16 protein-coding genes are annotated in these 18,944 nt (G+C 60.3%); 5 read left to right on the forward strand and 11 right to left on the reverse strand.

The annotated features are described in order from the left end of the window. Nucleotides 1-160: 160 nt before the first annotated feature. A complete protein-coding gene (locus NKJ00_RS26225; RefSeq protein ID WP_031213750.1) occupies nucleotides 161-757 on the reverse strand; it encodes a glutathione S-transferase family protein in 597 nt (198 codons plus the stop codon). A 412-nt stretch (nucleotides 758-1,169) separates the two neighbouring features. After that, complete coding sequence (locus NKJ00_RS26230) at nucleotides 1,170-1,634, reverse strand: hypothetical protein (RefSeq protein WP_024504297.1); 465 nt, start codon at nucleotides 1,632-1,634, stop codon at nucleotides 1,170-1,172. 574 nt (nucleotides 1,635-2,208) lie between these two features. Here NKJ00_RS26230 and NKJ00_RS26235 point away from each other — a divergent pair. Beyond that, on the forward strand, nucleotides 2,209-2,520 hold the full coding sequence (locus NKJ00_RS26235; RefSeq protein WP_352550507.1) for a transcriptional regulator: 312 nt from the start codon (nucleotides 2,209-2,211) through the stop codon (nucleotides 2,518-2,520). A gap of 38 nt (nucleotides 2,521-2,558) precedes the next feature. Here NKJ00_RS26235 and NKJ00_RS26240 read toward each other — a convergent pair whose 3' ends face one another. The 5 genes from NKJ00_RS26240 to NKJ00_RS26260 all read right to left on the reverse strand — a co-directional run bounded on the left by NKJ00_RS26240 (nucleotide 2,559) and on the right by NKJ00_RS26260 (nucleotide 6,274). Further along, nucleotides 2,559-3,395, reverse strand: coding sequence for an EamA family transporter (locus NKJ00_RS26240; RefSeq protein WP_352631876.1), 837 nt, complete (start codon nucleotides 3,393-3,395; stop codon nucleotides 2,559-2,561). Further along, a complete protein-coding gene (locus NKJ00_RS26245) occupies nucleotides 3,392-3,973 on the reverse strand; it encodes a TetR/AcrR family transcriptional regulator (RefSeq protein ID WP_352550511.1) in 582 nt (193 codons plus the stop codon). The genes NKJ00_RS26240 and NKJ00_RS26245 overlap by 4 nt, the downstream gene beginning before the upstream one ends. Before the next feature lie 133 nt (nucleotides 3,974-4,106). Next, nucleotides 4,107-4,559, reverse strand: a complete 453-nt coding sequence (locus NKJ00_RS26250) for a hypothetical protein (protein WP_023813788.1) — start codon at nucleotides 4,557-4,559, stop codon at nucleotides 4,107-4,109. Between the two features lie 193 nt (nucleotides 4,560-4,752). After that, nucleotides 4,753-5,607 carry a 23S rRNA (adenine(2030)-N(6))-methyltransferase RlmJ gene (locus NKJ00_RS26255; protein WP_352631878.1) on the reverse strand — a complete coding sequence of 285 codons (855 nt, stop codon included), beginning with the start codon at nucleotides 5,605-5,607 and terminating at the stop codon, nucleotides 4,753-4,755. A 61-nt stretch (nucleotides 5,608-5,668) separates the two neighbouring features. Next, complete coding sequence (locus tag NKJ00_RS26260) at nucleotides 5,669-6,274, reverse strand: hypothetical protein (protein WP_352442189.1); 606 nt, start codon at nucleotides 6,272-6,274, stop codon at nucleotides 5,669-5,671. 1,053 nt (nucleotides 6,275-7,327) lie between these two features. On the opposite strand from NKJ00_RS26260, the gene NKJ00_RS26265 reads away from it, so the two are divergent. Beyond that, the gene (locus tag NKJ00_RS26265; RefSeq protein ID WP_352442188.1) at nucleotides 7,328-8,365 is read left to right on the forward strand and encodes a UDP-glucuronic acid decarboxylase family protein; all 1,038 of its coding nucleotides are present in this window, start codon (nucleotides 7,328-7,330) and stop codon (nucleotides 8,363-8,365) included. Continuing rightward, complete coding sequence (gene galE, locus NKJ00_RS26270; protein ID WP_352631881.1) at nucleotides 8,362-9,441, forward strand: UDP-glucose 4-epimerase GalE; 1,080 nt, start codon at nucleotides 8,362-8,364, stop codon at nucleotides 9,439-9,441. The genes NKJ00_RS26265 and galE overlap by 4 nt, the downstream gene beginning before the upstream one ends. Before the next feature lie 692 nt (nucleotides 9,442-10,133). Here the strand turns inward: galE and NKJ00_RS26275 are convergent. Next, nucleotides 10,134-10,610 (reverse strand): DUF995 domain-containing protein, encoded by a 477-nt coding sequence (locus NKJ00_RS26275; protein ID WP_352631883.1) that lies wholly within the window; start codon nucleotides 10,608-10,610, stop codon nucleotides 10,134-10,136. A 548-nt stretch (nucleotides 10,611-11,158) separates the two neighbouring features. Between NKJ00_RS26275 and NKJ00_RS26280 the strand changes: the two genes are divergently transcribed. Then, nucleotides 11,159-12,085 (forward strand): lysylphosphatidylglycerol synthase domain-containing protein, encoded by a 927-nt coding sequence (locus NKJ00_RS26280; protein ID WP_031213747.1) that lies wholly within the window; start codon nucleotides 11,159-11,161, stop codon nucleotides 12,083-12,085. Nucleotides 12,086-12,129: 44 nt separating this feature from the next. Next, entirely contained in the window at nucleotides 12,130-13,131 is a 1,002-nt protein-coding gene (locus NKJ00_RS26285; RefSeq protein ID WP_352631921.1) for a glycosyltransferase family 2 protein, read from the forward strand. A gap of 161 nt (nucleotides 13,132-13,292) precedes the next feature. Here NKJ00_RS26285 and NKJ00_RS26290 read toward each other — a convergent pair whose 3' ends face one another. From NKJ00_RS26290 to NKJ00_RS26300, 3 genes are all read right to left on the reverse strand, one after another. Continuing rightward, on the reverse strand, nucleotides 13,293-13,703 hold the full coding sequence (locus NKJ00_RS26290) for a hypothetical protein (RefSeq protein WP_352631885.1): 411 nt from the start codon (nucleotides 13,701-13,703) through the stop codon (nucleotides 13,293-13,295). A gap of 446 nt (nucleotides 13,704-14,149) precedes the next feature. Further along, nucleotides 14,150-16,591, reverse strand: coding sequence for a sulfatase-like hydrolase/transferase (locus NKJ00_RS26295; protein ID WP_352631887.1), 2,442 nt, complete (start codon nucleotides 16,589-16,591; stop codon nucleotides 14,150-14,152). Between the two features lie 227 nt (nucleotides 16,592-16,818). Next, nucleotides 16,819-18,705 carry a glycosyltransferase family 2 protein gene (locus NKJ00_RS26300; RefSeq protein ID WP_023813776.1) on the reverse strand — a complete coding sequence of 629 codons (1,887 nt, stop codon included), beginning with the start codon at nucleotides 18,703-18,705 and terminating at the stop codon, nucleotides 16,819-16,821. Nucleotides 18,706-18,944: the final 239 nt, after the last annotated feature.

The raw sequence follows: 18,944 nt of genomic DNA on the forward strand, positions 1-18,944 counted from the left end.
GGCGATCATGCCCCCGTGTCGTCAAAAAGCTACCAGCCAAATATCCTGTCAGAACACTGAAGGTGCCTAAGTGAACTGCATTAGGCCTCGCGCCCGGCTTTTTTTGTGTCTGAGTGATTTTCCCGGGTGATCGGGAAATCAATTCCGGGGTAATCGGCTATCAACCGGGAATGCAGGGCTTCAGCTCTGGAAACTTCTCGTCGAAGCGCGCAGCCCACCGTGTCAGCCGGGCGCGGCCCTTTTCCCATTTTCCGGCAAAGCGCAGCGAGAGATAGCCAAGGCAGGCGCGCAGCGCCATCTGGCCGGCGGTGATCTTCTTCGGCAGCTTCGGCGGGTTGGCGTTGAGCAGGTCGAGTGCCGCCGTGATCTTCGCCCACTGGCGATCGAGCCAAGGCTGATAGACCATCTCCTCGGGCCGCGTGCGCCGTTCATAGACCATCGACAGCGCGCAGTCGCAAATGCCGTCGGCCAATGCCTCCAGCACTTCCGCCTCGAGCCGCTTGTCGGGATTGCGTGGAAAAAGCGCGTTCTTCGACAAACGGTTGAGATGCTGGGTGATGGCGCGACTGTCATGGATGGAGCGACCGTCGTCGAGCACCAGAACCGGGATCTTGCCGAGCGGGTTGGCGTCGACCAGTTCGGCCGGTTTGTCCTCGGTTTTGACCGCCACCGTTTCGATGTCGATGCCGGCATAGGCTGCGGCCATGCGCACTTTGGAACTGTAGGGAGAGGTGGACGCATAGAGCAGTCTGGGCATGATCGGTTTCCTGTTTTGCAGGCCGGCAGTGTTGACCGATCAGGCGCGATCGAGCAATGGCCAGAAGCGGAAAACCCAGCCGCCAGCGAGCGGCGCATCGGCCAGGGCCGTTTAGCGAGCGCTCCGTGAAGACGGCGCTTCATCACCATGGTCGCCGAGTTGCCGGAATCGCAGGGATCGCTCAGCCGGCAGGCAAGACCGAAGAGCCTCGCGCCGATATTTCATCACCCGCATGAATGACACAAAAAAAGCCCCACCGGACTTCGCCCTATGGCGAAGTCCTGGGAGCTGCGAAAAGATATCCTCCGTCCGCCTCTGTTCTCGCCTTCCGACTGCCTAAACAGCGAGCGGGGCGCCTGTCAGGCACCCGCCCTTGACTGTTTCGGCACCGCCCCGGCGAGGGAAGACGCGACTACTTCTTGCCGGCCTTCGCGGGCGCTGCCTTCGGCTTGGCCGCAGGTGCCGCTTTCTTCACCGGTGCTGAAGATTTCGCTGCCGCAGCCTTCTTTGCCGGAGCAGCCTTCGCAGCCGGCTTCTTGGCAGGTGCAGCCTTGGCAGCCGGTTTCTTGGCGGGCGCTGCCTTCTTCGCTGCGGGTTTCGCCGCGGCTTTCGCTGCAGGCTTCTTGGCCGGTGCCGCCTTCGCAGCCGGCTTTGCCGCTGCCTTCGCGGGTGCCGCCTTCTTCACTGCCGGTTTCGCAGCAGCTTTCGCTGCCGGCTTCTTGGCCGGTGCTGCTTTTGCCTTGGCCGCCGCGGCCTTCGGCTTGGCAGCGGGTGCTGCTTTCTTCACTGCAGCTGCGACCTTTGCCGTCGCTGCTTTTGCGGGTGCTTTCTTTGCCGGTGCCTTGGACGCCGGCGCTTTGGATGACTGCTTAGCCATGCGATGCCCCTTCCTTTGTGCCGACGGCCGTAATGACCCGGCACGCTCATGCATATCTGACTCGCGGCTTGCTAGCCAGCGAAGCAATAGACCGATTTTCGCAGCTTAAATTTCGGTTACGATCGGCACATGGTCGTGCTGACCGTCGCAGAAATTCACTGCTGATCTTCGACCAATGGCTAGAATGTGTCGCCGACATTCTCCACACTCCGCGGGACCGCTCCTCTCGTGAAGCTCCCAAGATCAGTGAACAGCTTTGCATGTCGATCGTCGGTCGCCGATATCATGACCGCCGCCTCATCGGTGCGATCATCTCGTGCAGGCGCACGATCTATACTGCAATGCGACAGCCGGTCGATGCATCGTCTTGTCAAGCACGATCGCAGATCGGCTTGCTCGTGAATTGACAGATAACTCTACATGACAGAGTATTCTGTACAGCATGCGGGAGCACTTCAATGTCGATCGCACAGGAGCAAGCGGCGCTGCCGCCGTTCCAGATTGCCAAGACGGTCCGCCACGGCGGCAGCATGGTTGTCCGTGGCCTCCGGCTTGGCTGCGCCGGAGCCAATCGATGAGTGCCGACGAAATCATCCACCAGAGCACTCGGCTCAGGATCATGGCCGCGCTGAGCATGCTGGAAAGGCGTCAAACACTGGACTTCACCGGGCTGAAGGCCATCGTGGACGTCACCGACGGCAATCTCGGCGCGCACCTCGATACGCTGGCCAGGGCGGGTTATGTCGACATCGAAAAGCTGTTCGTCGGCCGCCGGCCGCAGACGCGCGTCAAGGCGACGACGAGTGGACGGCGCGCGTTCCGCGGCCACGCCGCATTCCTGCGCAAAATCCTCGATCAGGCCGAGGCGGCGCCGCGCAGGAAATAGCATGGTGACCGGGCAATCCTGCGCGATCCGCAGTTCCGTCACGGCTGATAACCGAGGCAGATGGCGCCGAGCGCGACGATGGCGCAGGCGCCGACCCGCCGCGGCGTCAGCACCTCGCCGAGGAACAGGCGTCCGATGAAGGCCGCGAAGACGACGCTGGTTTCGCGGATCGCGGTAATCGGCCCGGCCGGCCCGAGCGCGAAGGCCGCGACCACGACACCGTAGGCCAGAAGTGCAAACAGGCCCCCGCCCAGCGCCTTCCAGGTTTCAGACGCGCGCAGGTCGACAATGAGCCGGCCACGGCAGGCGACGAAGGCCGCCGGCAGCAACGGGCCGTAGATCAGCAGGACCCATGCGGTGTAGGCGCCGGCGTTTCCCGCCGCCCGAACGCCGAGCGCATCGACCGTCGCATAGGCGGCGATGATAGCTCCCGTTGCCAATGCATAGAATATCGATGTCGTGGCGGCCCTGCCCCGTCCGAGTGAAAGGCCCATGATGCCGCCCGCGACCAGCGCGACACCAATGGTCTGCGGCAGAGTGAGCTGCTGGTTGGCCAGGAAGAACCCGCCGAGCGTGACAAGCAGCGGCACGCTGCCGCGAACGATCGGATAGACCTGTCCCAGTTCGCCATATCTGTAGGCGGCCACCAGAAACAAACTGTAGCCAACCTGCAGGCAGGCCGAGAGCACGATGTAGGACCAGGCCGGCGCGGCCGGAAGGGCGTGGAAGAAGGCGAAGGGGATGGCGAGCGCCGTGCTTGAAAAGCTCATGACGGTGACGGTCCACAGCCTGTCGGCCCCCGTGCGCAGGAACGCGTTCCAGCTTGCGTGCAGGATCGCCGCAAACAATGCGAGCCCGATGACCAGCGGGCTCATTGCGGCCTGCGCGAAGCAGCGACGATGCCCATGGCCGCCTTGCGGGCGTCGCGAATGGCGGCGTCGGCCTGCCCCATCTGCGCCAGCAAGGTCGCACCTTCGATCAGCATAAGCAGCGTCGCCGCCACGCTCTCGGCGCGGCCGCGCGGCATCACCTCTTCGAGGATAGACCGCATGCGCCGCTTGAGGCCGTTCTTTTGCCTGACAACGGCCTTGAAAACCGGATGCCTGGGATCGCCGAACTCGGCCAGCGCATGTGCGAACAGACAGCCATGGAAATCCGGGCTGCGGAACCAGCGTGCATGCCAGTCGAAGATTCTTCCGATTTTCTGTTCCGGCGGAATGCCCTCTTGGGCGAGCCGGTCGAGCTGGCGGTCGAAACGCATAGCGCGATAGCCAAGCACCTCGACGATCAGTTCGTCCTTGCTGGGAAAGTGGCGATACATCGTCATCTTGGCCACATCGGCTTCGGCGATGATCCGGTCGATACCGGTCGCATGGAAGCCGGCGCGCTTGAACAGCACGTAGGCCGTTTCAACGACGTGCTGGCGCTTATCGGAAACGGGCGATGGTGTCATGCGTTTACCGAGTGGTGAGACAGGTCTGTCTCATAGCTATGCGACGGATCGCGTCTGCTGTCAACGCGGCACAAAAAACGCCTGCAGCCGATCAAGCCACAGGCGCGGAAGAGATTGGAAGGGGAGACCGGGTTTAGCGCAGAATGCGGCAGCGGCCGTTGTAGACCATCCAGCGGTCGAAGCCCGAGACGCAAAATTCGACATTGTCGCCGATCGAGGCAAAGCCCTGGCCTTCCTCGATCAGGTACCAGATGGTGCGATCGCGGCCGTCGGACAGACTGACGGTGGCGCCGCAATAACGGCGACCGATCGGCCAGGTATCGTTGGCCGCCAGATAGCGATGCTGGTGGATGCGCCGGAAATCGGTGATCTGCACGTCAGGCAGATGCGGCACGTGATGCACCTGATAGGAAAAGCGGCTGGTGATCTTGTTCAGTACCCAGGGCTGACCGCAGACCCCGCTGTCTTCATCGGAATAGACCGTAAGATCGGCGGCCTGCACGGTCTGGGTGATACCGAGAGGCGCGGCAAGCGGGGTGCAGAGCGAAATCAGGGCGGCAAGGGCGGATTTGGCGAAGCGAGTCATGGCAGCCTCTCAAGGTCGATTGCGCGCACTGTGCGGATTCGCTCGGCGGCGGTCAAGCGGTTGCGTTGACAATGGTTTCCCAGTTTGAAACCGCTTTTTGACCAAAGCCGAGTTTGCACGCACCGGAATGGCTCTGGCACGTTCATATCCAGACCCAAGAGAGCACGGTCCCTGGGTCATCGATGAGCCCGCCTCAAGCCTGCTCGCCGGCCAGCCATTCCAACGACCAGTGCGCCGGCCGCCCCACCGCAAGCAGCCTGTGCAGGGCCGGCAGCAGCGTCCGCAGCTCGCCCTCCAGCGTGAACGGCGGGTTGACCACCAGCAGACCGCTGCCGTCGAGGCTGGGTTCCGAAGAGGCCGGCCTGATCTCGAATTCGATGTCGAGCAGCTTCGGAATGCCGGATTGCTTCAGCGCCTTGCGGAAGGCGATGATCGCCTTGCGGTCCTTGATCGGATACCAGAGCGCGTAGATGCCGCCGGGCCACCGCTTGTGCGCCCTTATAAGCCCGTCGACAAGGCGTTCGAACTCACCCGCTTCCTCGAATGGCGGATCGATGAGGACAAGGCCGCGCTTTTCCTTCGGCGGCAGATGGGCGCCGAGCGCCAGCCAGCCATCGAGCTCGATGATCCGGGCCTGGAAATCGCCGGCAAAGAACGTCCTCAGCCTCGCGGCATCCTTGGGGTGCAGCTCGATCGCCGTCAGCCGATCCTGCTTGCGCATGAGATGGCGCGCAATCAACGGCGAGCCCGGGTACTTCTGGATGCCACCCTCGGGGTTGAGCGACCGTATTGTCTCCAGATAAGGCGCGAGCAGCACCGCCACCGGCGCGGCAAACGAAGCATCGATCAGCCTGCCGATGCCGCCTTGCCATTCACCCGTCTTCTGCGCCTCGAGCGACGACAGGTCGTAGCGGCCAATACCGGCATGGGTGTCGACGACCCGAAACGCCTTGTCCTTCTGCTTCAGATACTCGAGCAAGCGTGTCAGCACGACATGCTTGACGACGTCAGCGAAATTCCCGGCATGATAGGCGTGGCGGTAGTTCATGGTTTTGTACCGTTATGCACGTCGTTGTCCCAAACCGCTGCACACTTTTGGGCGACATGCATCAGCCCCTGCCCCAGCGCGGCGGTGGCGGCTGCGAGTTGGGATTTTCCGGCCGGCCGCCACGAGTGCGCAAAGTCAGCAAGAACCCGATCAGGCCGATCGCCATCAGCGCGAAGCCGACCGGCCGTGCACGGCTGTCGATCTCGCCGGCGCCGGAGCGCAGGATGAGATCGACCGCCCGCATCGGTATGTCGTCGGCATCACCCGGTCCGACGGTGAAGATGTAGGGACCCGGGCTGACGGTCGCGATCACGCCGGCCTCGTCGCGAAAGATCTTGTCGGGCAGTTGCGGGCTGGCCTGGCGAGGATTGTCGGAATGGTTGAACTGCAGCGTCGAGGCGAGCACCGTGCGGCCATTGCTTGCAGCGGTCAGCGTCAGCACGGTGCGCTGCTGCGAGACGATGCGCTCTGCTCTTGCGGTCAGGTCGACCAGCACCCGCACCGGCGCGTCGCGGCCGGAGAGCGGCACCGTCAGCGGCTTGAAGCGGCCCTGCTCATAGACCCGCCAGGTGCCGATCTGATGGCCGGAGAAATTGCTCATCGCCCAGGGATAGACGACACCAATGCCGGCGCCGACGAGCAGGATCAGGACAAACAGAAAGCGCATTCACATCACCACATTCCATCGTGACCTTGCCAATAGCGCCCCAACGATCAAAAGGCGATGGCCAGCCGAGTCGCCACCCCAGGCGATCGAGCTAGACGTGCGCAAGCAACAACCCTGTGGCGGCGTGGCCGGGCGCCAATGCGGAGTTCTACCTATGCGCTTAAAATTCGTTGCCGAAATGACCGCTCCTCCACTATGAAATGAACACGCGCATGCGCTTTTCGGCGAAATGGGCCATCGGTGCGCCTTGCGAACCAGAGGCCTTGATGGGCAAAGATCATGAACAGCGGCACCAAAAGAGGATAAAGTCAAAATTCGTCCCTGTGAATGAATTTGCTTACAAAGCTTTAGCCCTTGCCCTTCTTCCAACTATAGCCAGCTGCGGCGTGCCTACGATAGGTCAAGCCCTATGGTATGAATATTCGCGCCCTGGAATTTATATTTTCACTCCGAGCGGTTTCGGGCAGCAATCTCGTTGCTATCTGAAATTTTCCCGTCGCTTGGGTCGTTAAATCCACTTTCGGCTGGATCCATCCCGACCTCGCCCTGAATTGCGCAACCCCTCCTCCATGGCGATCTTGGCTGCCAAGCGCTGATTCGACATAACGAACAGCGTGTGGCGCCGACGGCCAGCGACCGACCCAATACGCTGATTCGAAATGAGGAACTGCTCTGGACATCTCCCGGTTCAGCTTCGAGGCCGATGCCGGCCCGTGATTAACCATTCGCAAACAGATATGGTTAAGAAATATCTAATTTAGTTGACTATGATTTCCACAGGTATATTTTCGATGCGTTGGGATGTGCAATTTGGGCGAGCAATCGACGATGGTGACACCGAGCGTGTAATCGCGATTTCGGGGCGCAGAGAATGCTGAGTGGCAGCACGGAGGTTGTGTAGTCGCACCAGCTTCGCGAAAGCCAAAGAACAATTGACGCACATCAGTGATGGCGCTTCCGCAGATGCGGAGGTTTGCCACGTTCTGAGTAACGTGGCCGGGCGATGCTTTGTCCCGGCCCGGCGGTAGCGTGTGCGGTGCGTATGAGGAAAGCATGAGTAAGCTTGTCAAGGTTCTGAAACTGGAATCCGGCAGCCAAAGGGGCGCCAACCAAAGCCGACCACGCGCCCTTGTCGCCGGAGGAGCGGGATTTTTAGGATCGCATCTGTGCGAACGTCTTTTGCGGGACGGATACGACGTTGTCGCGCTGGACAATTTCCACACCGGCAAAAGATACAATCTCAATACCCTCCTGCATAATCCGCGCTTCAGCTGCATCGAGCACGACATCGTCGATGCATTGCCTTCGGATCTTCAATGCGACGAGATCTACAATCTCGCCTGCCCCGCCTCTCCGCCGCACTACCAGGCAGACCCGATCCACACCTTCAAGACAAGCGTGCTTGGATCGCTGAACCTTCTGGAACTCGCGCGACAGAACAAGGCCAAGATATTCCAGGCCTCTACATCCGAAGTCTATGGCGATCCCTTCGTGCACCCACAGCCCGAGAGCTACTTCGGCAACGTCAACACGCACGGACCGCGTTCCTGCTACGATGAAGGCAAGCGCTCGGCCGAAACCCTGTTCTTCGATTATTCGAGGACCTATGGCCTCGATATCCGTGTCGCCCGCATTTTCAACACCTATGGTCGCCGCATGCAGCCCGACGATGGGCGTGTGGTTTCGAACTTCATCGTCCAGGCGCTGCGCGGCGAGGACCTGACCGTCTATGGCAGCGGCCAACAGACGCGCTCTTTCTGCTATGCCGACGATCTGATCGAGGGCTTTATCCGACTGATGAACGCGCCGAGCGCGCCCGCCCACCCGGTCAATCTCGGCAACCCTGCCGAATTCACCATCATGGAACTGGCGACGCTGGTCGTCGATTACACCAACGCCCGATCGAAGATCGTGCATCGGCCGCTGCCCGTCGACGATCCCAGGCAGCGCAAGCCGGACATCTCCTTTGCCAAGGCCAATCTCGGCTGGGAGCCGAAAATCAGCTTGAGCCAGGGGCTCGCGCGTACCGTCGAGTATTTTGATGCCCTGCTTTACGGAAGCCACATCGCCAGAGGAGCTGCCGCTTCATGAGCCGGCCGGCAGTCCTGGTGACGGGTGGAGCCGGTTTCATCGGCAGTCACACCTGCAAGCAGCTGGCCGCCGCCGGCTACATGCCGGTGGTTTTCGACAATCTGAGCCGCGGCAATGAGAGATCCGTCGGCTGGGGTCCGCTTGTCGTCGGCGATATCCGGGTTCAGGATGCACTGCGGCGGGCTATGGAAACGTACCGGCCGACGGCCGTGATCCATTTTGCGGCGCTGGCCTATGTCGGAGAGTCCGTTCGCGAGCCGGCCGAATATTATTCGACCAATGTGACAGGCACCATCGCGGTGCTCGATGCCGCACGCGCGAGTTCGATCGAAAACATCATCTTCTCCAGCAGTTGTGCGACCTACGGCGTGCCGGAAGCGTTGCCCGTTCGCGAGACCTCCTCGCAAAATCCGATCAGCCCCTACGGGCGCTCCAAGCTGATGGGTGAACAGATCATCGGCGACTATGCATCCGCGTATGGAATGAAATTTGCGATCCTGCGCTATTTCAACGCTTGTGGCGCCGATCCCGACGGCGAGCTTGGCGAGTGGCATTCGCCGGAAACCCATCTGGTTCCCAGAGTGCTCATGGCCGCAGCGGGCATCATCGACGCGATCGAGGTTTTCGGCACCGACTACGACACGTCGGACGGCACCTGTGTAAGGGATTATATCCACGTCACCGATCTGGCCCGCGCGCACGTGAAAGCGCTCACGCATCTCGAGGGTGGCGGACGGAGCCTTGCAGTCAATCTCGGCACCGGGCGGGGCGTCTCCATCAAGGAGATCGTCAAGGCGGTCGGCCGAATGACGTCGAGGCCGGTTCCGGCAGTGCTCAGGAGCCGACGCCCTGGGGATCCGGCGGAGCTCTACGCCGATCCGGGAAGCGCACGCGAACATCTTGGCTTTGTGCCGGAGCTTTCAGACATCGACACCATTGTCAGGACGGCCGCTCCCTTTTTCGGACTGAAGACCAAGCCAATGAAACTGCCGCCAGCCAGGGTGGCAGCGTCGGTCGTCGCTCGACGAGTCAGAGATAGCGGGGGTGACAGCTCGCGCGCTGGCCGAATCCGCTAGGGCTGCAGATATAAGGCGAGCCGCCCGAGAACGTGCTGCCATCGCCCGGATTGAACGAGATTTTCACCGGCGCCGGCGTGCTGGCTTTGATCCGTTGCGGTGGTGCAAAGGCGTAGGCATTTTCAGTTGCTATTGTGCTTGTCATCTGGATCGGATGGTCGGCACGGAGCGAGCGCACGAGAAATGTGGCCTGCACGGGCTGGACCGCGGGCTGACTGCGGACCGGGTGGACTATGGGCCTGATAAGGACCGAACCGGTTTCAGTTGCGTCCATACCTTGACAACCTGCAACCATAGAGCTCAACGCTACGGCCGCGGCAATAGATACGACATTTTTGCTTGAGCAAAATACGCTCGCGGAATTTCTCATCCTCTGTCCCTTGCTATCAAGTATAAGCCAAGGGCGCGTTGCGACATACTATACTTGGGCCGCTTTCACGCCGCACGAGTGACCACTCGCACATCACACATTATATTAGATATCACTAATTATTAAATTTCATCAAAACCGTATGGCAGGGGCCATCGTCTCGTCGTCTGGCTGATGCAATTGAATGCGACTAGATGCGATCGGCGCGCCGACCGCGCCTGCCGAGCCGCTTAAGGCTTCACCATAAGCGATTCGCGGGTTCCGCGACAGGCGCACGGCAAGAACAGCCAGGCCACTGGCTCAGCGTGGCTGGAAGCATGGCCTACTTCTTGGCATCGACCAGCTTGCGGGTCTCTTCGAACTGCGCGCCCTTGGTGTCTCCTGCTTCGAATTTCTTGTATTCGTCGGAAGGATCCTCGGGAGATCGCTTGAAACCGTACCATTCCCCGTCCGGATCCTTGCGTTGCTCGATGTTCCGGCCCTGAATGCGATGGCTGTAGCAGGTGCGGTGCGGCTCGCCGGTGTAGCTCTTCGATCGCCAGGCGAGCTCCATGCACATCTTGCCGTCCTTGGTCACCAGCCATCTGCCCTCCGCGACGGTTGCCGTGCGCTGCCCGGACGTCCAGGCCCTGAGGTGTCGATTGTCCCGCGCGAAATAAGCTGCTCCGTCCTTCCATATCCATGTGCGGCCGGCATACAGAAGCTGTAGTTCGTAAGCAGTCGGAACAGCGGCGGTACCGGCTTCCGCCGTGCTTTTGTCGTTGGCGGCGGCCGCGTGCGCCGCTCCCGAAACAGCCACCTGACCGCAAAGAGCTAGGAGCAGCACAAGTTGCTTGAGACTTGCACACCGCCGAGGCCCCTTGCGATGCCGACGGCCGACATCAAGCGGCAGCGATCTGATCAAAGCTGTCGGCATAGTTGGCACTCGCATGTCTATTCGGTCCAAGGCGGCTGCGTCAGCACTTTGACGGCCACGCGAACCATTTAACAGTCGTGAGAAAGGCGGTGTCAACCGCCGCAAAGCATGCGGGCAACAACTATTCGCGACACGCGCATTGTCCATCAAGACGGCAACATCGCGATTGCGCATCGGGCTTATGGATCCGGACAGCCGGCCGACCTAAATCAGCAGCCATCGATGAAACCGAGGCCATAGTCGGGTTGGAAAGCAGGCCAATGCCGGAGGTTCCGCGGCCGCCTGAAGTTGCGCGGATGCGCGCTCGCAAGCCAGGCAATGCGATCGATCGGAAAGGCTTGGGCCGCTACCAATGCTGTGGATTTTGAGATACAGCACGCCGCGGCCGACGGAATCCGATAGCGCAAGCCTGCGCAGGAATTGTTGAATTGTTGAAACGAGCTGCCTCAATAATCGTGAGCCTGGCCCTGCTGGCGTGGGTCGTCAGCGACTCGCGCTGGAAGATGGTGGGCGATGCTTTCGCGAGCATTACGCCCGGCGCTTTCGCGGCGGTGGCGCTTGCGCTGTTCGTCACCTACGTGCTGCGCGCGCTGCGCGTCTGCGACGAGTTCCGCGACGAGGTGCATGGCCGTTTCGGTGCCTGCCTGCGGATCATCCTGATCCACAATGCAATGATCAACGTCGTGCCCTTTCGCGGCGGCGAGACGGCCTTTCCCCTGCTCCTGCGCCAGGTCTTCGGCATACCGATCATGCGCGCCAGCGCCTCGCTTCTGTGGTTCAGACTGCAGGATGCCTTCGTCGTCGGCGTGCTGGCCCTGGTGGTGTGGCCGGGCCTGCATCCGGCGACAAGGATCGCGGGCGTGGCGGCGGTGGTCGCTGCCGCCTGGTATCTGCCGCGCTGGGCGCGGGCGCCGCATGACTGGGCAGGCCGCGGCAAGATCGTGGCGAAACTCGGCAGGCTGCGCGATGTCTTCACCGAGGCGACCGGCCGATCGCGCTATGGCTGGTGGTGGACGATCGCCAATTGGTCGCTGAAGCTCACCGTACAGGGATGGTTGCTGGCAATGCTGCTGGGGACATCCTTTTCGACCGCCTTTCCAGGCGTCGTCGGGGCCGAAGGCGCCGCCATACTGCCGGTGCAAGGCGTTGCCGGCTTCGGCACCTACGAGGCGGGTGCAGCGGCGGCGCTGCTCACCTCCGGCATTGCCATGAAGAGCGGCCTTCAGGCAGCGCTGGCACTGCATCTGTTCATCTTCTGCTCGGCAATCGCCACGGGTGCGATCGCCTGGCTGTTTCCCTCGAAATCGACGCTGCCGGGGAACCCGGCCGTCGGCCCTGCAAGGAAACCATCCCTATGAGCGTATTGCCCATCCCTGCTTCGGGACTGCCTGACGGCACGGTGATGCCGGACCATACACTGTCCATCGTCGTACCCATGTACAACGAAGCCGAAAACGTCGAGCCACTGCTGGCACGGATTCACCAGGCTATGGAACGCTACGAGCAGCCATGGGAGGTCGTGCTGGTCGATGACGGCAGTACCGACGCGACGGTGAGCGAGATCAGGCGCCTGGCGGCGCATTACGGCCCGCATGTGCATGCGGTCGAGCTGGTGCGCAACTACAAGCAGACCGCCGCGATGCAGGCCGGCATCGACGCGGCGCGCGGCGACGTCATCGCCACGATCGACGGCGACCTGCAAAATGATCCCTTCGACATTCCGCGTATGGTCTACCGCCTGTTGAGCGAGGATCTCGACCTGGTGGTCGGCTGGCGCAAGGATCGCCAGGAAGGGTTTTTCATGCGCAGGCTGCCCTCGCGCATTGCCAACGCGCTGATCGCGCGCGTCACCGGGGTGCGCCTCAAGGACTATGGCTGCAGCCTGAAGGTCTATCGCGGCAACGTCATCCGCAGCGTCAAGCTCTATGGCGAGATGCACCGCTTCATCCCGGCATGGCTGGCCACGGTGACGACACCCAGACGCATCGCGCAGGAGGTGGTGACGCACCATGCCCGCATCCACGGCCAGTCCAAATACGGCATTTCGCGCACCTTCAGGGTCGTGCTCGATCTGGTGTTCATGTATTTCTTCATGCGCTATCGCACACGGCCCGGGCACTTCTTCGGCGGCATCGGCATCGTGCTTGGCGCGCTGGGTTCGCTGATCCTTGCCTACCTGCTTTGCCTGAAGCTGCTTTTCGCCGAGGACATCGGAACACGCCCGATGCTGTTCACCGGCTTCTTCCTGCTCATCGCCGGGGTGCAGATGGTGACGTCGGGCGTGCTGGCTGAAATGCTGGCACGGGTCTATCACGAAGCGAATGGAGCATCGGCCTATGTCGCGCGGCCACAGCCGGCGCCCAGTGACAATGACGGCTGGCTCCGCCCGGGCCGGCCATCATGAGCTGATCGGGACTTCCTGAAGGTTCCCGCCCAACAGACCGATGGCGCCCGGAGGGCAAGAGGCAAGGCGCAACGCGCCAAACCTCTCGCCCTCGACGGCGCCCCCCGGCGAAGACCAGACGGCGATCAAATCGGCCGCCACTTCAGGTCCGATGTTCCAGTCTAGTAACGCGAACGGCAGCTGGCGCGCTGGCCGAAACCGCTCGGGCCGCAAATCCAGGGCGAATGACCCAGGAACGGGCCGCCATTGCCCGGGCTGTAGGAGACCTTCACCGTCGCCGGCCTGCCGACCCGCTGCGGCCGCACGAAGGCGGCATAGGCCTCCTGCCTCGTACGCGTCACCATGGTCGTCTGTGTGAGCGGCTTGCGGTAGAGAACCTTCTTTCCGACGCGATCGAGCTTCCTGACGTGCTGGACCTTCTTGCCAAAACCTTGATCAACGATCCGTCCGTTGATTGAGCTGGTCTTGGTCGTGTCCATCGTCTGGCAGCCTGACAACATCGAGGCCAATGCGATTGCAGCAACAGCATAGGCATATTTTCTGCCGGTCAGATTTTCCATAAACTGTCTCATCATCTGCTCCCTGCCCTGTAATGCAACGTGATTGAAAGCGAAGAATATACTTCGAATCCGTCGTTTCTAATCGCTCGTGATTGGTCGGTTTCCACTCACATCGTTCCGTCATATTAGAAGAGACTTATTAAAATTCGTGCAAACGTCATAATGAACGCAGCCTTTCACTCTTCGCTCGAATTTGAAGGAAATTCGATTGTCGGATCGGCTGGCAGACGGAGCCTTGCCAAACGGCACACCGGCATACGCGACGGACTCGCGCCCGCGGCAAACAGAAGCCGGCGCTTGGGCTGTCAGGGATGTTGCGATGTATAAAACGCTCAGCGCCGCAACCGGCGCCGGCAGGGCCGACTGCCCCAGGCTCTCTCCAGCCGACAAAAAGGGCTGGCGATCCTTATCGCCGGAAGTGGCTGGATGTGGCGGCCCGCTCCAGAGTGCCTATGCCGCTATATGCACCCCTCGACAAATGGACCGCTGACCCACAGCGAGCCGCTGTTGAACATGCTGGTCCCGCTGTCATCGATGAACCCTACAGTCTTGTTGTCGACATGCAGCTTGCTCTTCGGCACCACTCGGCCGTCTATCTTGATATTCTTGACGAACAGGTTGCGATCGCCAGCCTTGCCCTGCCCCGCCCACAAGTCGTTGGCATAGCGGAGTTCGATTTTCCGCGGATTGGGCACGGCGCTTAGATTGAAGCGAAATGGTACGGTATGAGCGGACGCTGCCTTCAACTCCGCGACGATCGATTCTGCTGTGATCGCCGTGCTTTCCGTCCCCAGGACGTCCGCCTGTCCAACCGGCTTTCCGTCGACAAGCACGTCGAGCCGAGGGGAACCTTCGAAGCTGGTACCGGCCGCGTCGATCTCGAGGCTGGCAATGCTGCAACGCGCCGCGTCTTTCGTCGCATCGGCGATCATATCGGCAACGCGGCGCTTCTGCGACTGTACCCATCCCGCGATCGGCTGCAGGATGGCGGTGCGATCGCCGGTGCCGGCCTTGATGAGGTTGACCTTTTCCGTAGGATCCGTCTTGAGGTCATACGCCTCGATGCTGCCGGTGGTCGCGTTGAAGGTGACCTTTCGATCATCTTCGCGGTAGCCGAATTGGAAACCGCTCCAGGGAATGAAGAAGAATGTCTTGTTCGGCCGCTGCTCGCTGAACAAGCTGTGACCCTGCCAGGATCTTGGAAGCGGAAGGCCGAGTATATCGAGGATGGTCGGGGCTATGTCGATAATCCCACCGACAGCATGTGCGACGTCATCATGGAAAAGCTGCTTGTTGATCATGATAAGCGGGATATGGATATTTTCTTCGTAGAGAGCACTGGCATGAACGTAGTTCCCATGCTCTCCAAACGCTTCACCGTGGTCGCCGAGTATGACCACAAGCGTCGAATCGAGTTTGCCGGACTGCTTGAGTGAATCGAGTATCTGTCCCAGCGCCTGGTCGCCGACCTTCAGCGCGTTGAGGTAGGCGTTGAACTTCTCGTCATCGGAATAGTGAACTTTCGAGCCGTCAGAGAGGTCGGGGATCTCTTTCATCGCCGTAAACAGCGGGCTGTCGATGAGATAGGGGTAATGGGTCATCGCCGTAAACATCACCGCGAAGAAGGGATTTTCAGCATCCTCATTCACCCAGTTGATGACGGATTGAGCGGTACAGAGGTCGCTGTTGTAGTCGAAATTCTTCCATTCCTTGGAACTGAGCTTGAATGTGGGAATATCGCATTTCTGCCCACGGTAGTCCTGAATGACATCAAGCCCCTTGTTGAGCAGAAACTCATCCACGCGCTGGAACCGTGAATCCGCACTCCAGAAAAATCCGGTGCGAAAGCCGCTTGCGGTCAGAGTGTTGGATATTGAACTCAGCGGCAGATCCGGATGGCTCGCGGTCATTCCATAGTAAGATATGTCATTGTACATCGAGCTGAACAACGAAAATATCGAATAGTTTGTAGAGGGAGTGTGCGCATATATACTGTCGAAGCGTATCGAGTCACTTGAGTAGCTCTTTATGTTTGGTGTAACAGGATACTTTCCACCAAACGTCTCGACGTATCGGGATGGCACCGATTCCATCATGAAAACCAGCACGTTCTTTATCGGATTTGGTGATTGCACCTTGAAGCTGGACGTCTCCGCCGGACGTTCCCCAACGCTGGCGACGTCAACGTCCACCCCGGTATTCACGGCGAAAACGACGGGGGTCGGACTGAACAGAGCCGATTCAACAAAGTACACGATAGGGTTGGCAACCTTTGCCTCTGGCAAGGCCGTCGCCCGAACATGGTACCCGGTGCCGACCAGTCCAGCACCGACGCACAGGAAAAGCGTCCCCAGCAATACCGATCGAGCAGTTCCCGCCAGCCGCACGCACAGCCCTGCTGTCGCATAACCCAAGACCAGCGCCAGAACTATGGACAACGACGAGAATGCGAAATCCCTTGGGTTGAGCGCGTCACCTATGGCGTTCTTGGCGTCGGCATTCTGCAGGAAGTCGCCATAGATCAACCACTGGAAAGTAAACGGCTCGCTCAGCATTTTGACGAGATTGATGTTGGCAAACCCCCAACATAGCGAAATCAGGATGGCGAGATAGAAAGTGATGACCACGACGACGCCGAAGAGGCGGCTGGCCTTTGCCAGGAAAAGCAGGAGCAGGGCTGCTGCCGTCAGCGACGAAATGAAAATCAGATCGTGGTAGCTTGACGCTATCCCGCTGGGGATAGAGGCCAAGCGACCCTGGAGCGTCGATTGGGGATCGATGATGAAGCCGCGGTAGACACCCAGAAGCACCCAGGAGAAAAACCCGGTGCAAGCGATCAGCAGGCCTGCGCGGAGGAAGCGCTTGGAACCTTGTGAACCGGGCTGTGTCTTCAATTCCATCTGACCGTTCCGTGCATAACCGCGATGACAACCGAAAGAGCAAAGGGCCTGATGCTACGTTGCAATCTCAAAGCCGCTGCCATTTTCCAAGTGCCAGGTTCACTCGCCCGGCGAACCGACAGATCTCGAATTAGCCACCGCTTCCACCCCTGGGGTCGAGAAATCCCCGTGCCTTGGGTGTTTTGTCATGGCAATTCCTGAGTTGGCGGGCGCCAGGCTCTTCCAGACTATCTGACGATTGGCCGATCCCAGGCGGGGTCAAGATGGAATGTGCGGGTTCCGCTCCCGCCACGCCCGGCTCCGGAAACCGGGTAGGCCACGCTGACGATGCGCACACTGCCTGCTCCCTGCTGGAGCCCATATATGCCTTCCAGGCCGCGGTCATAAAACGCAGCGCCCGGGACGAAGAGCGCAACGCCAGCGAGCGAGGCCTGCAAGGCGAGTTTCGCGACGTTGCGCCGCAACGAAATTCTGTTCTCCGCCAGGTGCCTGGTGATGATTACGACCACAAGCAACCCGTAGACGAACGCATTGAAGGCAGCGAACCAGTAGAAGCCGGTGGCATCCGACGCGCGGTCCACTAGAAGGACCGGCAGCGAAGCTCCGATTGCAAGTGCCACATACGGAACGATGACGCGGGCAGGCAGCAGATTTTTCGGGCCACTGCCCTTGGGGGTAACACGAAAATCCACGAACGACTTGGTCACATAATCACGGATCGACGACAGCGTGCCCGCCAGCACCCACGGCCAACGCGCGAAGAATGAGAACAACATTCCCTCCCAACTGATCGTCCTGGCAGTGAGCGGGCGCGACAGGTCGAATGCCTTCAGCAACATCACCAGCATAATCAGGGAAATAGAGTTCGGAGCATAGTATAAAAGGAAATCAACATACGTCACATTGGCGAAGCTCTTCCCCGTCAGAAGCGCGTACATAGGCATGACGTACATGACAAGCGAAAACACGGCGAAAAGCGGATACCAGAGCTGGCGAAACAGGAACTGGAATTTCAGCCGTGGCGATAGCTTGGAAAGGTATATCGGCGAGTATTCGAGCATGATCGTCATCAGGCTCCGCGACCACTGGAACTCCTGCGTGACAAGATCGGCAAAGGTCTGCGGGCCATCGCCATGGGCAATGGCGTCTATGGCATGCACACCGCGCCAACCAGCCGCAATGAACAGCATGGACGTCGAGTGATCTTCGGCCAGTTCCGGGCCAAGGCCGCCGACCTGCTTGAGCGCTGCGGTTCTCACGGCATAGTGCGAGCCGATGCAGAGCGGCGTTCCGTCGCCCGTATGGCCGGACTGCAAGGGTCCGTGGAACATCCCTTCCGGGAACAGTCGGCCGCGTGCCGACCAGCTTTCAGCGGCATTGTTGTCGCATATGCTCGGCGCCGATACATAGCCAACCGCCGGGTCGGCAAAGGCGACCAGGATTTCCCTGAGATAGGTTGGTGTCGGGACGTGGTCCGCATCCATCTGAGCGACGAAGTGGTAGCGCTCATAACCATAGTGGTCGTAGAAGAACGCCAGGTTTCCCTCTTTGCAGCGCGTCCGGCGGGGCCACACCTTGCGGTGATAATCTTCCCGCCCGCGCCGCGTCGAAATCATGACGTTATGGGCATCGCACCAGGCAATCGTTTCCTCTGACGGGTCCTCGTCGGCCAGCCAGGTATCATGCGGACAGTCCTGCGCCAGCATCGCTTCGAGCGTTCGCGCAACCACCGAAAACGGTTCGGACGGAGCCTTGGTCACCACCATCGCGACCCGCGAACGTTCCGGGATCGTGTGAAGACTGGACGGCTTTTTCATCGCATGCACGTTCAAGAGAAAATACATCGGCATGAACGTCAGCCATACGAGCGTCAATGTCGCCAGCATGTATGGAATGACATGTTCGATGTGCCCGGGCTGCAGCCACCAGAACCAGAAAAATCCGAACGTTACCGACCAGCAGGCAAGTCCCAGCCTCCAGATCCGCCGCTGGGTGGCCGACAGCACCGGCACCAGAAAAGGAGGCTTCTCCGCCGCCTTCCCCGGAGCCGCCCCACGCCCCCGTTTCGGCATGGTCTTGCCGCTGATGATCCCCACGTCCGCGGAAACACTCATACACGTACCGCCGCCACCCGAGCATCAGCCGAACGACGGCAGACGCGCCTTGAAAACCCGCCCTTAGAATCCACTTGGGTGTCTTAGAGTCAACTAAATTAAGTGTTGGTTAACTATACTTCTTGCGAATTGGTTAACTTAACATCTTGAATCGGGAGGGTAATTCCGTGGACGCCTCCCCCGACCAGCACAGCAATCACAGCCGGCAAAAGTTTCAGCGTCGGAGAATCCGTCGAAGG

Source organism: Mesorhizobium sp. M0227, assembly GCF_040321855.1.
GTDB lineage: Bacteria > Pseudomonadota > Alphaproteobacteria > Rhizobiales > Rhizobiaceae > Mesorhizobium.

Excerpts from the sequence above, each read along its gene's own strand:
- NKJ00_RS26225 (WP_031213750.1), bottom strand. The coding sequence starts at position 757 with ATGCCCAGACTGCTCTATGCGTCCACCTCTCCCTACAGTTCCAAAGTG.
- NKJ00_RS26230 (WP_024504297.1), bottom strand. The coding sequence starts at position 1,634 with ATGGCTAAGCAGTCATCCAAAGCGCCGGCGTCCAAGGCACCGGCAAAG.
- NKJ00_RS26235 (WP_352550507.1), top strand. The coding sequence starts at position 2,209 with ATGAGTGCCGACGAAATCATCCACCAGAGCACTCGGCTCAGGATCATG.
- NKJ00_RS26240 (WP_352631876.1), bottom strand. The coding sequence starts at position 3,395 with ATGAGCCCGCTGGTCATCGGGCTCGCATTGTTTGCGGCGATCCTGCAC.
- NKJ00_RS26245 (WP_352550511.1), bottom strand. The coding sequence starts at position 3,973 with ATGACACCATCGCCCGTTTCCGATAAGCGCCAGCACGTCGTTGAAACG.
- NKJ00_RS26250 (WP_023813788.1), bottom strand. The coding sequence starts at position 4,559 with ATGACTCGCTTCGCCAAATCCGCCCTTGCCGCCCTGATTTCGCTCTGC.
- NKJ00_RS26255 (WP_352631878.1), bottom strand. The coding sequence starts at position 5,607 with ATGAACTACCGCCACGCCTATCATGCCGGGAATTTCGCTGACGTCGTC.
- NKJ00_RS26260 (WP_352442189.1), bottom strand. The coding sequence starts at position 6,274 with ATGCGCTTTCTGTTTGTCCTGATCCTGCTCGTCGGCGCCGGCATTGGT.
- NKJ00_RS26265 (WP_352442188.1), top strand. The coding sequence starts at position 7,328 with ATGAGTAAGCTTGTCAAGGTTCTGAAACTGGAATCCGGCAGCCAAAGG.
- galE (WP_352631881.1), top strand. The coding sequence starts at position 8,362 with ATGAGCCGGCCGGCAGTCCTGGTGACGGGTGGAGCCGGTTTCATCGGC.
- NKJ00_RS26285 (WP_352631921.1), top strand. The coding sequence starts at position 12,130 with ATGCCGGACCATACACTGTCCATCGTCGTACCCATGTACAACGAAGCC.
- NKJ00_RS26290 (WP_352631885.1), bottom strand. The coding sequence starts at position 13,703 with ATGAGACAGTTTATGGAAAATCTGACCGGCAGAAAATATGCCTATGCT.
- NKJ00_RS26295 (WP_352631887.1), bottom strand. The coding sequence starts at position 16,591 with ATGGAATTGAAGACACAGCCCGGTTCACAAGGTTCCAAGCGCTTCCTC.
- NKJ00_RS26300 (WP_023813776.1), bottom strand. The coding sequence starts at position 18,705 with ATGAGTGTTTCCGCGGACGTGGGGATCATCAGCGGCAAGACCATGCCG.